We start from the raw sequence: 14343 nt of genomic DNA on the forward strand, positions 1-14343 counted from the left end.
CCACGTCACGAGAAAGCCCGCTCCCGCAATGTTGAACATGAACAGCTCCAGATTGATTCAAAGGCGAATGCAACGCAGGAAATTCGTTTGTCTTTGAGTCAGATAGCTGTGCTGGACAAAGCGGAATTTCTGATTTTATTCTGAATAAAAAAACAAGATTCTGTTCAAAGAATCTGCTCATGATGGTCCGAATCACCATCCGTAGCAGTGCTTGGCTCAACAAAACCAATAAGGAAGCCAACCCTATGCACCCGTCTAAAAACGAAGCGGCGATTGATCTTCACGAATTCCGCCAGAGCTGGAGAATCCTGATTTTGGCGGTTGCCGGTGTTGCCATCAGCATCAACGCTGCCCTGCTCTATGGTTTCGGCACCCTGGTCGTGCCACTGGGCGATGCGTTTGGCTGGAGCAAGAGCGAGCTACAGGCATGCATTACCTTTTTGTTTGGTGGTGCGGTCGTGTCGTTGCAGTTGGTGGGTTGGTTCAACCTGCGCTACGGCATTAAACGCGTCACGGTCATTTCCCTGCTGTTGCTGTCCCTCGGCTACCTGGCGACCACTCAACTGACCCATTCGATCTGGTCGATGTACATCGCCTTTGCGCTGCTGCCCATCGTGGGCATGGGCGCCCTGGCGGTCACCTGGACCCAACTGATCAGCCTGTGGTTCGACCGCAACCGTGGCCTGGCGCTGGCCATCGGTCTGTCCGGTACCGGCGTCACCGCGGCAACCATTCCCCGCCTGATGGCGTGGGGCATTGAGCAATGGGACTGGCGCGCAGCCTTCGTGATTCTCGCGCTGCTCAACCTGTTGGTGCTGCTGCCGCTGATTCTGCTGTGGTTCAAGCTACCTGCTGCGGTGGCTAACCGTAGTGACGCCAGTGCGCTGGAGCAATTACCCGGCATGGGTTTTCGTGAAGGCATGGGCTCGCTGAAATTCTGGACCTGCAACCTGGCGCTGGGCCTGGTGATTTCTTCGATTGTCGGCATGGTCACCAGTACGGTGCCCATGCTGCAAGCCAGGGGATTGTCGGCTGGATCGGCCGCCACCATCTTCAGCGGTTTTGGTATTTCGCTGATCTTCGGCCGCCTGTTGATCGGCTACCTGATCGACCGCTTGTGGCCACCGGCGGTAGCTGCTCTCAGCCTGGTGCTGCCCGCCATTGGCTGTTTCATCTACCTGAGCCCGACCACTGAATTCGCGCCCTTGCTGTTGGCGGCGGTGTTGGTCGGTTTTGGTGCCGGGGCAGAATTCGATATTGCCGCGTTCCTGATTGCCCGCTACTTCGGTTTGCGCGAGTACGGCCGTCTGTTTGGCGTCCATCAGGGTTTGAACACCGTGGCCTCGGCCCTGGCACCGCTGCTCTTCGCCTACCTGCTGGCACGCACCGGTTCATACACGGCGATGCTGGTGTACAGCGCCGCCTGCTGCCTGATCGGCCCTCTGCTGTTACTGACCCTGGGCCGCGTGCCGCGCTTCAACGCACAAACTGTTTCCAGCCAATCCTGAGCCCCCAACAAGAATCGGAGCAGAACATGCCCACATTGACGTTTATTGAACATAACGGCACCGCCCATCAGGTCAAAGGCGACATCGGCCAATCGGTAATGCAAGCCGCGACCTTCGCCTCAGTGCCGGGCATTCCTGCCGACTGTGGTGGCGCCTGCAGCTGCGCCACTTGCCACACCTATGTCGACGAGGCCTGGCTTGGCAAAGTGCAAGCGCCGGAAAGCATGGAAAACGACATGCTCGAATACGCTTTCGAACGCCGGGACAACAGCCGTTTGAGCTGTCAGTTGATCATCAGCCAAGAAATGGACGGCATGGTTCTGCACCTGCCGTCGTCGCAATTCTGAATGCGCTTGAAGGAGCTCTCATGACCCTCGCCTCAGTCGTTATCGTCGGTGCTGGCCAGGCCGGTTTTCAGGTGGCTGCCTCCTTGCGCCAGGAAGGCTATGACGGGCGCATCACCCTGATCGGCGATGAGCCCGGCCTGCCTTATCAGCGGCCGCCATTGTCCAAGGCCTACCTGCTCGGCAAGATCCAGGGAACCAATCTGCTGTTTCGCCCTGCCGAGTTTTACGCCACCCAACGCATTGAACTGCTGCATGACCAGGCGACGGCAATTGACCGCCAGAACGGTCGCGTCGTGTTGGCCTCCGGTGATGCTGTCAGCTATGACCACCTGGTGTTGGCCACGGGCGCGCACAACCGGCCGTTGCCGGTGCCAGGCGCCGACTTGCCGCAGGTATTCGGCATCAAAACCAAAGCCGACGCGGATGCCTTGGCGCCGCTGGCTAAAGAAGCGCGCAATGTGGTGGTGATCGGCGCCGGGTTCATCGGTCTGGAGTTTGCAGCGGTCGCCGCCGCACAGGGCGCCAATGTCCATGTGCTGGAACTGGCCGAGCGGCCAATGGCCCGTGCCGTATCGCGGGAAATGTCTGAGTTGTTTCGCCAGGCCCATGAAGCCTGGGGCGTACATTTCGACTTCCGCCAGGGCTTGAGCCGCATTGATGGCGACAACGGTAAAGTGTGCGCCGTGCAAACCGCTGACGGACGTGCCCTGCCTGCCGACCTCGTGGTGTTTGGTATCGGTGTGATCCCCAACGCCCAACTGGCAACCGAAGCGGGTCTGGCCATCGAGAATGGCATCAAGGTCGACGCCAACCTGCTCACCTCTGACCCGCGAATTTCCGCGCTGGGTGATGTCGCCAGTTTCCCTTGCCTGCAAAACGATGAACAACACACACGCCTCGAGTCGGTGCAGAACGCCATCGACCAGGCCCGCGCAGTGGCCGCACGGCTGATGGGTAAACCGGCGGCTTACAGCGCCCTGCCCTGGTTCTGGACCGATCAGGGCGACCTGAAGCTACAGATTGCCGGACTCTCCAACGGCTACGACAGCACTGTTGTCCTTGGGTCTGCCCAAGATAAACAACTGTCCGTGCTGTGTTTCCGCAATGACCGACTGGTGGCCGTCGAGTCCTGCAACCGCATGGGCGATCACATGGCCGCGCGCAAGATTCTCGCCCGCGCGCCCAAGTTGACCGCAAGCGAAGCCGCCGCTGACGGATTCGATCTGAAAGCCTGGGAAGCGGCCAACCGCGACTGAGCGCCGAGCAGACCCGTAATACCTGCAGCCGCGCCCGCCTACGAGCTGACGCGGCTTTTTTTTGCACTACGACTGGAGCGATGCAATGAACAAAGTCTGGTTTATTACCGGTGCGGCCCGAGGCCTTGGGGCGGCCATTGCCAAGGCCGCATTGGCTGACGGTGACCGCGTGGTGGTCAGTGGCCGGCGCATCGAACCGCTGGAAGATGTCTTTGCCGAGTATGGTGAACGCGTTTTGGCGGTGGCCCTGGATGTGACGGACCAAGCCCAGGCACTGGCCGCCGTAGAGACTGCCATCGCACGTTTTGGTCGTATCGATGTGCTGGTCAACAACGCCGGCTATGGGCAACTGGCGCCCTTTGAAGACAATCTTGCCAGCGAAGCCGACAGGCAGTTCGCGACCAACGTGTTTGGTGTGTTCAACGTCTGCCGCGCCGCATTGCCTGTCATGCGTGCGCAACGTAGCGGTCACGTATTCAACGTGTCTTCGATGGGCGGTGTTGTCGGGATGGGCGGTGCGGCGCTGTACTGCGCGTCGAAATTTGCCGTGGAAGGTTTTTCCGAATCCCTGGCCCTGGAAGTGGCCCAGTTCGGCATCAAGGTCACGCTCGTGGAACCCGGGGTTTTCCGTACCGACTTCCTCGACCCCAGCTCCGCTGTCTTTGGTACCCGTGGGCTAGAGGATTACGCCGCATTCACGGCCAAGGTCATGGGCGCTTCGGCCGCCTACAACCACCAGCAAACCGGCAACCCAGCGAAGTTGGGAGCCGCGCTGGTGCACCTGGCTAACAGTGAACATCCGCCGTTGCGTTACCTGGCAGGCTCCGACGCTTATCAACAAGTCAGCAACAAGCTCAATAACATGCTCGCGGAAATCGAGCTGTGGCGACAGCTTTCATACTCCACCGACGGCCTATAAGCCGCCCATGCACACAGCCTTTTTAACAAGGCTGTGTGCACATGGGTGTTCAACCGTTACTGATTGATGAAGTAACGCACAAACAGCTTCCCTTCTTCGAACCGATACAACTCGATTGTCTCGATGCCCCCTTCCTGCTCGCGAAAAGCGTTCAGGTGATGACACGCAGCTTCATTACCATTGACGATGCACTGACGCACCTCGACGCGAATCTTCGACTGCTGTTGCGCCCACATGCCCTCCAGAATTTGCCAGGCATCGTGCTGTGGTTTGCCGACGTATTCGATACTCAAGCCATTGGCCGAAACGCTTTGGTAGTGGGCAAAAAAACCCTCTTTGTCGCCTTTGTTCCAGCAGTCGATCTGGCCATGCAGGAAATGCTCGATTGCGTGTTTGTCCATGCTCATATCACGTTCTTCCTCGGGTGGGTTCAGGCGTGTTGCCGTTGCTGCAGAGTGTGCTGAAGCGCCAGAAATGCCGGCTCCATCCTCAACCACAACAAAATGGTGGGGCCGATAATCGCGCAGCACAGACAGCACACCAACACGGCTGAATAACTGCCGTACACATCGTAAAGATGACCGAACAGCATGGGCACAAGCCCGGCAGCAACGGTGATCAGGCACAGGTGCAAACCAAAGGTACGGGCGTAGTCTTTCAGGCCGAAATAGCGTGCCATCAGGAATGCCGCCAGATCGAATTCAGCCCCGGCACTTGCGCCGATGCACAAGGTGGCAAAGACCATTAACGGCGTGCTCTGCGCCCCACCAAAGAGAAAGATCGCACACCCCAGCGCGGGTAGCGCCAGGCTCACCGCCGCCACCAAAGAAGGCGAAAAACGGTCGAGCATGTAGCCCACCAACAAACGTCCGCCGATGATGGAAATACCAAAGGTGCTGAAAATCTGGCTGGCTTGCAGTCCGCTCAAGCCCTTGCTTTGCAGCATCGGCACCATGTTGGTGACCATGCCTACGGTCAACGAAACCGACAATATCAACGCGATGTTAAAGCCCCAGTATTTTCCCGAGCGCAACGCTTGCTTGAATGACATCCCGGTCAGCTCCGGGTGTTCCTTCTGTGCCGTCGCCTCGGTGCTGACGTGTGGTTCTGGCATGCGCAACCACATCAATGACAGGGGCAGCGTAAACAGCAGGGGCATCGCCCCCAGTGCAATAAACCCCGCCTGCCAGCCATAGAGGGCAATCAATCGAGATAGCAGTGGCGGCAGAATCATCGCCATCAGCCCGGTCCCACACAGAATCACCGCCAGCGCCAGACCACGGTTGCGCTCGAACCAGAGGTTGACCAGTTGTGTCCAGGTGATCGCAATCGTGCCGGCACAGACGATCGGCATGCTGAAAAACGCCAGGTACAACCAAGCAATCGAGCCCTGAATTTGGGTGATGGCAAAGTAACCGACGATCTGCAATACGATCGAAACAATCGCCACTCGACGCAAACCGTAACGGCGGTAAAGCCAGCCGACCAACTGGGTGGAAATCGCTACACCGGCGAACAAGAAAGTGATCGAAGCCTGCAAATCGCCACGGCTCCAGCCGAACGCCTGCTCCAGCGGAATGACCAGGGTGCCGAAGGCATACAGCAGCGCAGCGGAAAGGCTGGTGCAAATGCCAAACAGCCCCAGCAGCACCACGCGCCAGCCGCGCTTGAACTCGGAGAAATCATTGCCACCATGCGCGGTATTGCTGCTGTTGCGTGTCTCAATTGTCATGACCTGACTCCCGGCGCGGGCCGCCATCGCGGCCGCGCGACATGATTAATGGCCCTTGAGGATTTCTTCGACTTTGGGCAGCGCGATCATGGTGGCGCCGCCATCCACCAGCAGCGACGTGCCAGTGATATAGGAGGCCTCGTTGGAACTCAGAAACATCACGGCATTGGCAATGTCGGCGGACTCGCCCAAGCGCCCGACCGGGAAATGTGCGGCGAGTTTATGCGGCAGTTCATTGCCAAGGGTTTCCAGCATATGGTCAGTGCCGATCAGACCGGGTTCGACGACGTTGACCAGAATATTCATGGCGCCGAATTCCACCGCCAGGCCGCGAGCAAATGAATTCATGAACGCTTTGCTGGAACCATAGGCAATCAGTCGTGGCGTGTATTTGCGGTTGGCTTCGCCGGACGAAATGAAGATCAGCCGGCCTTTGTCGACCGCTTTGGACAGGTAAGGCGCACTGTCCTTGGCCAACCAGAACAGCGACTGAATATTGCTGCGAACAATGTGATCGAAGGTGTCATCGGCCATTTCGACGATCAGCCCATGACTGGTATCGGCGGCGCAATGCACCACGATATCCAGGCCGCCAAAACGTTCGACGCCACCCTGGACCATCGACTTGATCGCCTCGCGGTCGGCGATGTCTCCGCCGACCAGGCAGGCTTCACCGCCCAGGGCCTTGATTTGCCCGATGGTTTCTTCGCCGTATCGAGCGGTGCGTGCGGACACCACCACTTTGGCGCCCTCACGGGCATAAGCCAGGGCAATGGCGCGCCCCATGCCTCGACCGGCACCGGTGACCAGCACGACTTTGTCGCGGAATTTCATCGTGATTCCTCTTTGTTGTTATTAGGAGAGGCTTTTGATGCAGCGCTTGCGCCGGGCAACTGTTCGCAACCCGGCGCACTCAGCTGATTTACAGGTCCTTGCCGGGAACGTTACGGGCCGAGCCGTTACGCCGATCCGATTCGCCCCAGCCCAGCCAGTGCGAAGGCTCACGGGTATCACCAACTCGACGCCACCGCCCTTCCTGCTGCGCCGTGACCGGAAAACCACCCACGAAGTCGATCATTTCGCCCTTCTCGTCAGGCAGGAATTCCCACTCTTCCTTGCCTTCCAGCACGATTTTGGCGGTCTTCAAAAAGTAGCTACCGTCCTTGTGCTCGGTCTGTCCTTCGATATCGGTGGTAACCCGCACCTCGCCTTTTTCATTGTTGAAAATGGCGTAACCCAGGTGGTCGTGACCGACCATGAAAGAGCCGGTATCCCACGTCCCGTCTTTATAAACGGTGACAAAGGACCACCAGATCACGTGCTTGTTGTTGTTCACCACCAGGTCTTTCTTGAAGTGGATGGCGCCGCCCTCGGCCATGTAGAACTGGTCCAGCGCCATGGCGCCTTTTACCGGACGCCCCTCGCAGACACCGGCGATATCCCACAACTGTGAAACGTAGAAAGTGCCCCACTCCACACCCGGCAAGTACCACTGCAAACCCGGTCCGAGCAGACGACCTTCGAGGTGAAACAAGCCTTCTTCTTTCCAGGTCAGACGTTCGCTGCTGGCTGTGATTTCCCAGCCATTACCGGGTTCACCCGGTTGACTGGCCCAGCGCGCGGTATCACCTTCCAGGCTATGCACAGGCAGTGGCGTCAGTGCCTGGCGGGCCATTTTTTCGTGGTCCATGCGCAGGTGGGCGTTGTCGACGTGGTTGTTCAAGTAGTAGAACTTGGTCGGGTTCGGCGTGCCATTGGGCGCCATCAACGACCGTACGAATGAATAGATATTGCCCTGCTCATCGCGCACCGATCCAAACGGCGAGCTCTTGCTCAACTGCAGGCCGAAAAAGCCGCGTTCGGCAGACATCGAAGCGCCAGTGACCGTGTGCGGGCCGACCAGTTGCTGGAAGCCGAAATCACCGCGCTCAGGAATGGTTTTGAACGTTCTCATAATGCCCTCTGTTGTTTTTGTTCAGGCTTGGAAACGGGTTTGAATCGTCGATCAGTCCCAGATCACCGGGAGCGTCGAAACGCCACGCAGCTGTGCTCCGCCGATCTGCGGTACTGGCTGAGTCGGGTCGAGACGCAAGTTGGGGAACAGATCGAGGATCGCGTTGACCGCGCAGCTGATTTCGACCTTCGCCACAAACTGACCGATACACATGTGCGGGCCAAAGCCGAATCCAAAGGACGGTTTTGGCTTGCGATCAATGTCGAATGCATCGGCGTTTTCAAAGGCATCTTCGTCGCGGTTGGCGGACACCACCATGCATTGGACGAATGAGCCCTTGGGGATTTTCACACCGTGAAACTCCACTTCCTTGGCGGTTTCGCGCACCTTGAACGTGGCCACCGGTTCAAAGCGGGTGGTTTCGTCCATCAGCTTGCCGATCAGCGAGCGGTCGGCCTTGACGCGTTCGAGCAAGCCAGGTGTGGTGAGCAGCAAAGTCATCACCGACCCGAACATGCGCGTTGTGGTTTCACCAGCGGCTGGCAACAGCGAGCGGGTGAAGGTAATCACCTCGTGGTCATCCAGCGTGCGCCCCTCGTATTCCGCGCGAAGCAAACGACCGACCACATCATCGCCTTGACTGCCCTCGGCACGGCGTTGCACCACGACTTCGGCAATGGCGTCGTAAAGTCCTTTGACGGCGATGCCGGCCTGACGTCGCGCTTCCACCATTTTGCTCGGGTCAATCTGGTTGCCGCCGACAATGGCCAAGGCCCAGGCGGCGTACTGCTTGTACTTGGAGGGATCATCCGACGGGAAGCCCATCAGGGCGTACATGACGCGAATCGGCAGTTCGAGGCCGAACTTCATCAGGTCGGCCTTCTTGGCCGGCAACATCGGCTGGATGTATTCCTCGCGGATCACTTGATCGATCTGCGGGCGCCACTTGTTCACGGTCTCCGGCATAAATGCCGGTTGCAGCAAGGCGCGCACCTTGCGGTGTTCGTCACCGTCCATGGCAAGAATGATCAAGCCATCGAAAAACGCCCCCAGACCTTCGGCAATAAAGCCGCTGGTATAAGTCGCACCATCGCGTAGAACGGTCATTACGTCCTGATACTTGAACAAGGCGAACGTCGGGCGTGTGCCCTGCTGGGTGCCAGCATTGGTCGGCACGCCGAACTGCTTGATGAAGTCGCCTTCATAGATCGGCGATTTCAAGCGTTGTTCGCGGCACACCGCATGAATATCCAGGTCAGTACCACGGTACATTTCCGACACGGCGGAGTACGCGGTTGCCAGGTCCAGTGCTGCACTTTCGTTGCTCATCAGGATCTCCTGTCTTGTTTTTATTCTGCTTGCACACCAAGATTGCCCGGCTGCCAACCTATGGTATGCGGTTGTATCTGCACCGGTGGCCCGCTTCGTTTGACTCGGGGTCAAACGAAGGCACTCAGGAAAATGCTTCAAGGTATGAATAGCCTGGCCAATACAGGCATGAGGAGTACGAGGTGGCGGTAAAGGCAGAAGGTGGCGAACAGGGCAAACGCAATACGATGAATCGCCTGCTCGCTGCTGCTCGCGTGGAGTTCGCCAGAAAGGGCCTGGCCGGGGCGCGTGTGGAAGAGATTGCCCGCGAAGCCGGCGTTACCAAACAACTGGTCTACCACTACTATGGTTCGAAAGAAGGCTTGTTCGTGGCGGTACTGGATGAGTCGTCGAGCAATATCATGTCCGAGCTGGTTAACCTCAACGTCGAGCCGTTAACACCCCCTCTGGCGATGCGCACAGTACTTAACCATTTCTTCGATCAATATCGTTTCGACCCTTTCCTCGGCAGCCTGGCACTGGAAGGTATTCGCTATCACGACGCCCACGAAACACCGCGTAACCATTTTCTGGAAATGGCGCCAGCGTTAATCAACAAACTCGACGCCATCCTGGTTCGCGGGGCTGCCAGCGGTGATTTTCGCGCAGGTATCAACCCGCGCTTGCTGTTGGCCAGCGCCTCCTTGGTGACCACTGGCTGGTTCACCAACCGCTACTCGATGTCGGCGCTTGCGGGGCTGGATACCGACTCGGCAGAAGGAATGGCCACGTGGCGTCAGTACTCGGCGGACTTCGTCCTGGCGAGTATTTCGTTGGGTGCAGAAAAAAACGCCGACAGCCTATAACGGCGGTCTGTGGCGAGGGAGCAAGCTCCCTTGCCACAAAAGCTCAGCGTTCGCGCTTTCGCTAACGGACCTGCAACAGGTTCAGTTGCCTTTTTTACTCAGGTACTTGCTCACCCGCTTGGCTGCCAATCGCCCGGCCATGCCGTTGACCCCACCACCCGGATGAATCCCCGCGCTGCCAAAATACAGACCCGCCACCGGCAAGGTATCGCCTCCCAAACCGTATGCAGGGCGCATGGTGCTCGAACGCATGGAGGTGGTGTCGATATGCACCACGCAACCATTCACGGTATTCAATCGCGCCGTAAAGTCCGGGGCGGCCTCGATGTGGCGGCCAATCACCTGCCCTTCGATCCCTTCAATGTAGTCATACAGCTGTTCTTGCACTTGGTCGGCGACCCGTTCACGCAATGCGTCCCAACCCTCATTGGGGTTCACCGGCATCACCGGCGGATAGATGTACAACACGTCCTGGCCAGTCGGCGCTTGTGACGGGTCGGCGGCGCTCGGTGCGGCGACGGTGATATAGGGCAACTTCGGCACCTCGCCACGGGCGCAGGCGGCAAAGTTTTCCAGCACGGCTTCTTCGGTACCGATCAACATCACGGTTTTACGCAGATCCACGCCATCACCGCGCGCAGCTTCAAAACGTGGCAGGGAAATCTGCCCACGCAAGGCCACGTCCACCTTCAGTGGTCCAGAACCCTTGCCATTGGCGGGGGCCATGGCGATGCGGGTCAAAAGGTGTTGAGGGATTTCACCACGGGTGACCATATCCAGCGCCGGTTTGGGGTGGCAGCCGGCAATGACGGCACGGGCCGTGAACTGGCGACCATCAGCCAGTTTCACACCCTTGATCCGTCCATCTTTGGCAACGATTTCACTGACGCTGGCCGACACCAGCACCTTGCCTCCCAACTCTTCCAGCCGAGCCTGCATGGCGTTGCTCAACTGCTGCATCCCACCCAGCACTCGGCCCACACCAAATCGGTGGAGAAAACCCAGCAAGGCGTAATAAATCCCACCGCCATCGGCGCTGATATCCCCCGCCAGGCCGGTCAGTGCACACATTGCGGAGAGGGTCACCGGGTGCTCGAAACGCTCCCGCGCCGCCTGCAACGCGGACCCCGTCATCAGCGCCATCAGTTCAGGTTTCAAGGCTTTGTGTTTGATTGCAGTACCGAGCATCTTCAGCTTCACGCCCAGGTTGGTCTTCGCCGGGTCGACGCGCATCATCGGCAGCGCGATATCGAGGAACATGTCGATGACCTTCATGAACTCAAGAAACGCTTCGGCGTCCTTGCTGCTGAAGCGGCGAATCTCGGCAGCGGTTTTCTCACGGTCACGCCAGAAAATCAGCGATTGTCCGTCCGGGTGCAGGTACACATACCCCGGCGCGAGTTCCACCGATTTGAAACCGTGGCGGTCCAGCCCCAATTCCGCCGGTACATGGGAATGTACCCGCATCGACATCATGTCCAGCGCACAAGGGTGAACCAGGTGCTGCGGCGCTTCAGGTATCAGGTAGCCAGACGAGGCCATCCCGCCGACTTTGTCCAAAGCTTCAAGTACCAGCACCTTCTTGCCTTCCATGCCCAGGTAGCAGCCCGCCGACAAGCCATTGGTGCCACCACCGACCACGATCACATCGAAATCAGTGTTACTCACAGTTTGGTTCGGGTTCATCACAGGCTTCCATGTTGAAGTTCAACCACGGCGGCTCGCAGCGGCTGTGGCGGCGAAGATCAGCCTCGGCGCACCGCATAGGGTGCGCCGCGGCAAGCGTTACATGCCGGTGCGGCCCATCTGCGCAAACAGTGCGCGCATCGCCACGAGGGAGGGTGTGTGGCTGCTGAAACCGCCGTCGGCGACCAAGGTGGTGCCGGTAACAAAGGAGGACTCATCACTGGCCAGGAACGCCACGACGTCGGCGATCTGCCGTGGCGTGCCAAGCTCGGCGGTGCAGTGGTTGTCGCGCAGAATGTCGAGCAAGGGTTCAGGCATGGCGTGTTCCGAAGGCGCCAGTCCGATCTGCACGGCGTTGCCGCGAATGCCTTGCTTGCCGTACTGCGAGGCCACCATGCGTGGCAGCATCATCAGCCCCGCCTTGGACGTGGCGTAGCCGGTCAGGGACATGTCGCCCTGCATGCCCAGGCCCGAGGTGGCGAAGATGATCGAACCCTTGCCGTGTTCGAGCATGACCGGAATCACATGCTTGGTGCACAGCACCGCGCCACGCAGGTTGACGGCGATGGCGCGGTCCCAGGCTTGCATGTCGAGGTTGACGAAATCGCGGTCCAGCTGACGTTGCTCGGCATTCAGTATCGCCGCGTTGTTGTGCAAGATGTCGATGCGGCCAAAACGCTCTTTCACTTGGGCAACCATCGCCCGCACAGCGTCTTCGGAGGACACGTCGGTGGCAATCGCCAAGGCCTGATGGCCCTCGGCGACCAGCGATTGTGCAACGGCCGTGGCCCCCTCGAAATTGATATCGACCACGGCAATACTCGCACCATGGGATGCCAAGACCCGCGCGCATTCGGCGCCCAGACCGCCACCGGAGCCGGTAATAATGGCCACTCGTCCTGCCAGTTTGCCTGTACTCATGCCCTTATCCTTTTTGTTTTAGGGGGTGCTTTACTCGCCGGTAAAACGCGGTTCGCGCCGCTCGCTGAAGGCCTGGGCCGCTTCACGGGCGTCCTTGGTCGGGGCCAGCAAAGCGAACAGATCGAGTTCGAGGTCCAGACCTCGCTTGAGATCCATTTCCAGCGCCGCCCGCGCGGCCTGTTTGACAAAGGCCGATGCGGTGGGTGGTTTGCTGGCGATGCGCTGGGCAAAAGCACGCACCTCTTCCAGGAAGTTGGCATTGTCACTGGCCAGCCGACTGACCAGGCCAATGCGCTGCGCTTGTTCGGCGCCTACGCGGTCACCGGTGAGCAACATGTCCAACGCCTGACCCGGCGCCACGACTCGGGACAGCCGCTGCGTGCCGCCGCCACCGGGAATCAGCCCCAGTCCGGTTTCCGGCAACGCGAACACGGCATCGGGGGCCGCGAAGCGGATATCACACGCCAGCACCAGCTCCAGCCCTCCTCCCATGCAGTAGCCATGAATGGCAGCGATCACGGGTTTGGTGATGCCGTCCAGGGATTCGATCCAGCGTACGTTTTCCATGCGCTGACGCACTTGCAGGCTGGACTCCGGGCCCCGACGTTCCTTGATATCGGCGCCTGCGCAAAAGCCGCGCTCGCCTTCCCCGCGAATCACGATCACGCGAATCTCAGGGTCTCTCTGCAACTGTGCCAGTGCTTGCGGCACCCCCTGGCGGATCTCATCGTTGATGGCATTGATCTGTCCGGGGCGAGTCAGCACGACCCAGCCCACCATCGCATCGCGCTCCAGGCGCACCGCACCGTTGATCAGCACGGGAGCCTGCTGGTTTTGCGCTGTACTCATGCAGGGCACTCCTCGAACTCGAAGACCTGGCCATTGAGTTCTTGTGGATCGATTTTGATCAATGGACGACCGCCCACGGCCTCCGAAGATTCGATCCACTGGAACCGGGTGCCACGTGCGCGCAGATCTTCTGCCTTGGCGGCCAGGTCATTGACACCGATGCGGATGTAATACGGACCCGGGCCCCAGTTATTGACGTAGTGACCGGCGTCGGTGTTCCAGTAGGTCGCCTCGAGTACATCAAGGGTGGCACTGTTGGGCACGGTGAAACCCATACGCGCACGGCGGTAGCCTTCGCTGCGGATGTTCTCGACCGGCCCGCTCGGTTCCCAATCGAGGTTGGTCGATACCTTGCGCAGGGTTTCATCAAGGTCGCGTACCAGGAAGCCACGGGCCGTGACGCGCACCATGTCGCCAGGCTTCTGATCGCGCGGTTGCATCGGTGGCAACTGATAGGTTTCGGGCGGCATCTGCAACGGCTCGGTCGGCATGATTTCAATGCACAGCCCCCCGTCCACAGAAGGCTGGTAATACGGTTGCTCGGGGGTAGCCCCCAGCCACAGACGATCGAACGGCATTTCCGGGGTGCGCTGCGCCATGCGGAATGGCAAGCGACGACGCATCAGTTTGTCCACCAGTGCATCGAACTTGTCCCCATGCAGGGCGAGCACGATGGAGTGGGTAATCATCGGCCGATGATGGCCCTGGAAATCTTTCAGGCTTTCCAGAAAGTCATGGAACAACGGGTCGCCAGGGTTTGGCCGATCCAGGTGCCACTGCGGTTCAATGCGCGTGGGCGACACCGCCAGGGATTTATGTACACGCAGAAAGTGCGCGATGTACGGGTGATTATCGAACGCCTGGCGCCAGCGTTCGTGTTTGAAGATCCCGAGCTTGTCGACCAACATTTCCGTCATGCCGTCCGGGTCCGGGACCATCATGTCGGCACTCATCAATAACTCGAACATAATTCTCTCCTTGCAATTGCCAGCCAGGG

14 protein-coding genes are annotated in these 14343 nt (G+C 59.1%); 5 read left to right on the forward strand and 9 right to left on the reverse strand.

Annotation, left to right across the window (positions count from 1 at the left end):
- Positions 1-245 precede the first annotated feature (245 nt).
- The 4 genes from BK660_RS05095 (at position 246) to BK660_RS05110 (ending at position 4030) form a co-directional block, all read left to right on the forward strand.
- Complete coding sequence (locus tag BK660_RS05095; RefSeq protein WP_123432551.1) at positions 246-1508, forward strand: MFS transporter; 1263 nt, start codon at positions 246-248, stop codon at positions 1506-1508.
- Positions 1509-1534: 26 nt separating this feature from the next.
- A complete protein-coding gene (locus BK660_RS05100) occupies positions 1535-1855 on the forward strand; it encodes a 2Fe-2S iron-sulfur cluster-binding protein (RefSeq protein ID WP_123432353.1) in 321 nt (106 codons plus the stop codon).
- Between the two features lie 20 nt (positions 1856-1875).
- Positions 1876-3111: an NAD(P)/FAD-dependent oxidoreductase gene (locus tag BK660_RS05105; RefSeq protein WP_123432354.1), complete on the forward strand. Its 1236-nt coding sequence runs from the start codon at positions 1876-1878 to the stop codon at positions 3109-3111.
- 85 nt (positions 3112-3196) lie between these two features.
- On the forward strand, positions 3197-4030 hold the full coding sequence (locus tag BK660_RS05110) for an oxidoreductase (protein ID WP_123432355.1): 834 nt from the start codon (positions 3197-3199) through the stop codon (positions 4028-4030).
- A 56-nt stretch (positions 4031-4086) separates the two neighbouring features.
- On the opposite strand, the gene BK660_RS05115 is transcribed toward BK660_RS05110, so the two are convergent.
- The 5 genes from BK660_RS05115 to BK660_RS05135 all read right to left on the reverse strand — a co-directional run bounded on the left by BK660_RS05115 (position 4087) and on the right by BK660_RS05135 (position 9045).
- Positions 4087-4437, reverse strand: coding sequence for a nuclear transport factor 2 family protein (locus BK660_RS05115; protein ID WP_123432356.1), 351 nt, complete (start codon positions 4435-4437; stop codon positions 4087-4089).
- Between the two features lie 23 nt (positions 4438-4460).
- Positions 4461-5762, reverse strand: coding sequence for an MFS transporter (locus tag BK660_RS05120; RefSeq protein ID WP_123432357.1), 1302 nt, complete (start codon positions 5760-5762; stop codon positions 4461-4463).
- Between the two features lie 45 nt (positions 5763-5807).
- Entirely contained in the window at positions 5808-6596 is a 789-nt protein-coding gene (locus BK660_RS05125; RefSeq protein WP_123432358.1) for an SDR family NAD(P)-dependent oxidoreductase, read from the reverse strand.
- 88 nt (positions 6597-6684) lie between these two features.
- Complete coding sequence (locus tag BK660_RS05130; protein WP_123432359.1) at positions 6685-7716, reverse strand: hypothetical protein; 1032 nt, start codon at positions 7714-7716, stop codon at positions 6685-6687.
- A gap of 51 nt (positions 7717-7767) precedes the next feature.
- Complete coding sequence (locus BK660_RS05135) at positions 7768-9045, reverse strand: cytochrome P450 (protein ID WP_185044968.1); 1278 nt, start codon at positions 9043-9045, stop codon at positions 7768-7770.
- Between the two features lie 182 nt (positions 9046-9227).
- On the opposite strand from BK660_RS05135, the gene BK660_RS05140 reads away from it, so the two are divergent.
- Positions 9228-9890: a TetR/AcrR family transcriptional regulator gene (locus tag BK660_RS05140; protein WP_123432360.1), complete on the forward strand. Its 663-nt coding sequence runs from the start codon at positions 9228-9230 to the stop codon at positions 9888-9890.
- An 81-nt stretch (positions 9891-9971) separates the two neighbouring features.
- On the opposite strand, the gene BK660_RS05145 is transcribed toward BK660_RS05140, so the two are convergent.
- The 4 genes from BK660_RS05145 to BK660_RS05160 form a co-directional block, all read right to left on the reverse strand.
- A complete protein-coding gene (locus BK660_RS05145; protein ID WP_123432361.1) occupies positions 9972-11576 on the reverse strand; it encodes a phytoene desaturase family protein in 1605 nt (534 codons plus the stop codon).
- Between the two features lie 99 nt (positions 11577-11675).
- The gene (locus tag BK660_RS05150; RefSeq protein ID WP_123432362.1) at positions 11676-12497 is read right to left on the reverse strand and encodes an SDR family NAD(P)-dependent oxidoreductase; all 822 of its coding nucleotides are present in this window, start codon (positions 12495-12497) and stop codon (positions 11676-11678) included.
- A 30-nt stretch (positions 12498-12527) separates the two neighbouring features.
- Positions 12528-13346 carry an enoyl-CoA hydratase/isomerase family protein gene (locus BK660_RS05155; protein WP_123432363.1) on the reverse strand — a complete coding sequence of 273 codons (819 nt, stop codon included), beginning with the start codon at positions 13344-13346 and terminating at the stop codon, positions 12528-12530.
- Positions 13343-14314, reverse strand: coding sequence for a VOC family protein (locus BK660_RS05160; RefSeq protein WP_123432364.1), 972 nt, complete (start codon positions 14312-14314; stop codon positions 13343-13345). Before BK660_RS05160 ends, BK660_RS05155 begins: the two co-directional genes overlap by 4 nt.
- Positions 14315-14343 lie beyond the last annotated feature (29 nt).

Origin of the sequence: Pseudomonas brassicacearum, assembly GCF_003732265.1 — a bacterium.
GTDB classification, from domain to species: Bacteria; Pseudomonadota; Gammaproteobacteria; order Pseudomonadales; family Pseudomonadaceae; genus Aquipseudomonas; species Aquipseudomonas brassicacearum_D.

Bases quoted from the DNA above. Each gene is read 5' to 3' on its own strand.
- BK660_RS05155 (WP_123432363.1), bottom strand. From the start codon at position 13,346: ATGAGTACAGCGCAAAACCAGCAGGCTCCCGTGCTGATCAACGGTGCG.
- BK660_RS05120 (WP_123432357.1), bottom strand. From the start codon at position 5,762: ATGACAATTGAGACACGCAACAGCAGCAATACCGCGCATGGTGGCAAT.
- BK660_RS05095 (WP_123432551.1), top strand. From the start codon at position 246: ATGCACCCGTCTAAAAACGAAGCGGCGATTGATCTTCACGAATTCCGC.
- BK660_RS05105 (WP_123432354.1), top strand. From the start codon at position 1,876: ATGACCCTCGCCTCAGTCGTTATCGTCGGTGCTGGCCAGGCCGGTTTT.
- BK660_RS05130 (WP_123432359.1), bottom strand. From the start codon at position 7,716: ATGAGAACGTTCAAAACCATTCCTGAGCGCGGTGATTTCGGCTTCCAG.
- BK660_RS05115 (WP_123432356.1), bottom strand. From the start codon at position 4,437: ATGAGCATGGACAAACACGCAATCGAGCATTTCCTGCATGGCCAGATC.
- BK660_RS05145 (WP_123432361.1), bottom strand. From the start codon at position 11,576: ATGAACCCGAACCAAACTGTGAGTAACACTGATTTCGATGTGATCGTG.
- BK660_RS05160 (WP_123432364.1), bottom strand. From the start codon at position 14,314: ATGTTCGAGTTATTGATGAGTGCCGACATGATGGTCCCGGACCCGGAC.
- BK660_RS05150 (WP_123432362.1), bottom strand. From the start codon at position 12,497: ATGAGTACAGGCAAACTGGCAGGACGAGTGGCCATTATTACCGGCTCC.
- BK660_RS05135 (WP_185044968.1), bottom strand. From the start codon at position 9,045: ATGAGCAACGAAAGTGCAGCACTGGACCTGGCAACCGCGTACTCCGCC.
- BK660_RS05100 (WP_123432353.1), top strand. From the start codon at position 1,535: ATGCCCACATTGACGTTTATTGAACATAACGGCACCGCCCATCAGGTC.
- BK660_RS05125 (WP_123432358.1), bottom strand. From the start codon at position 6,596: ATGAAATTCCGCGACAAAGTCGTGCTGGTCACCGGTGCCGGTCGAGGC.
- BK660_RS05110 (WP_123432355.1), top strand. From the start codon at position 3,197: ATGAACAAAGTCTGGTTTATTACCGGTGCGGCCCGAGGCCTTGGGGCG.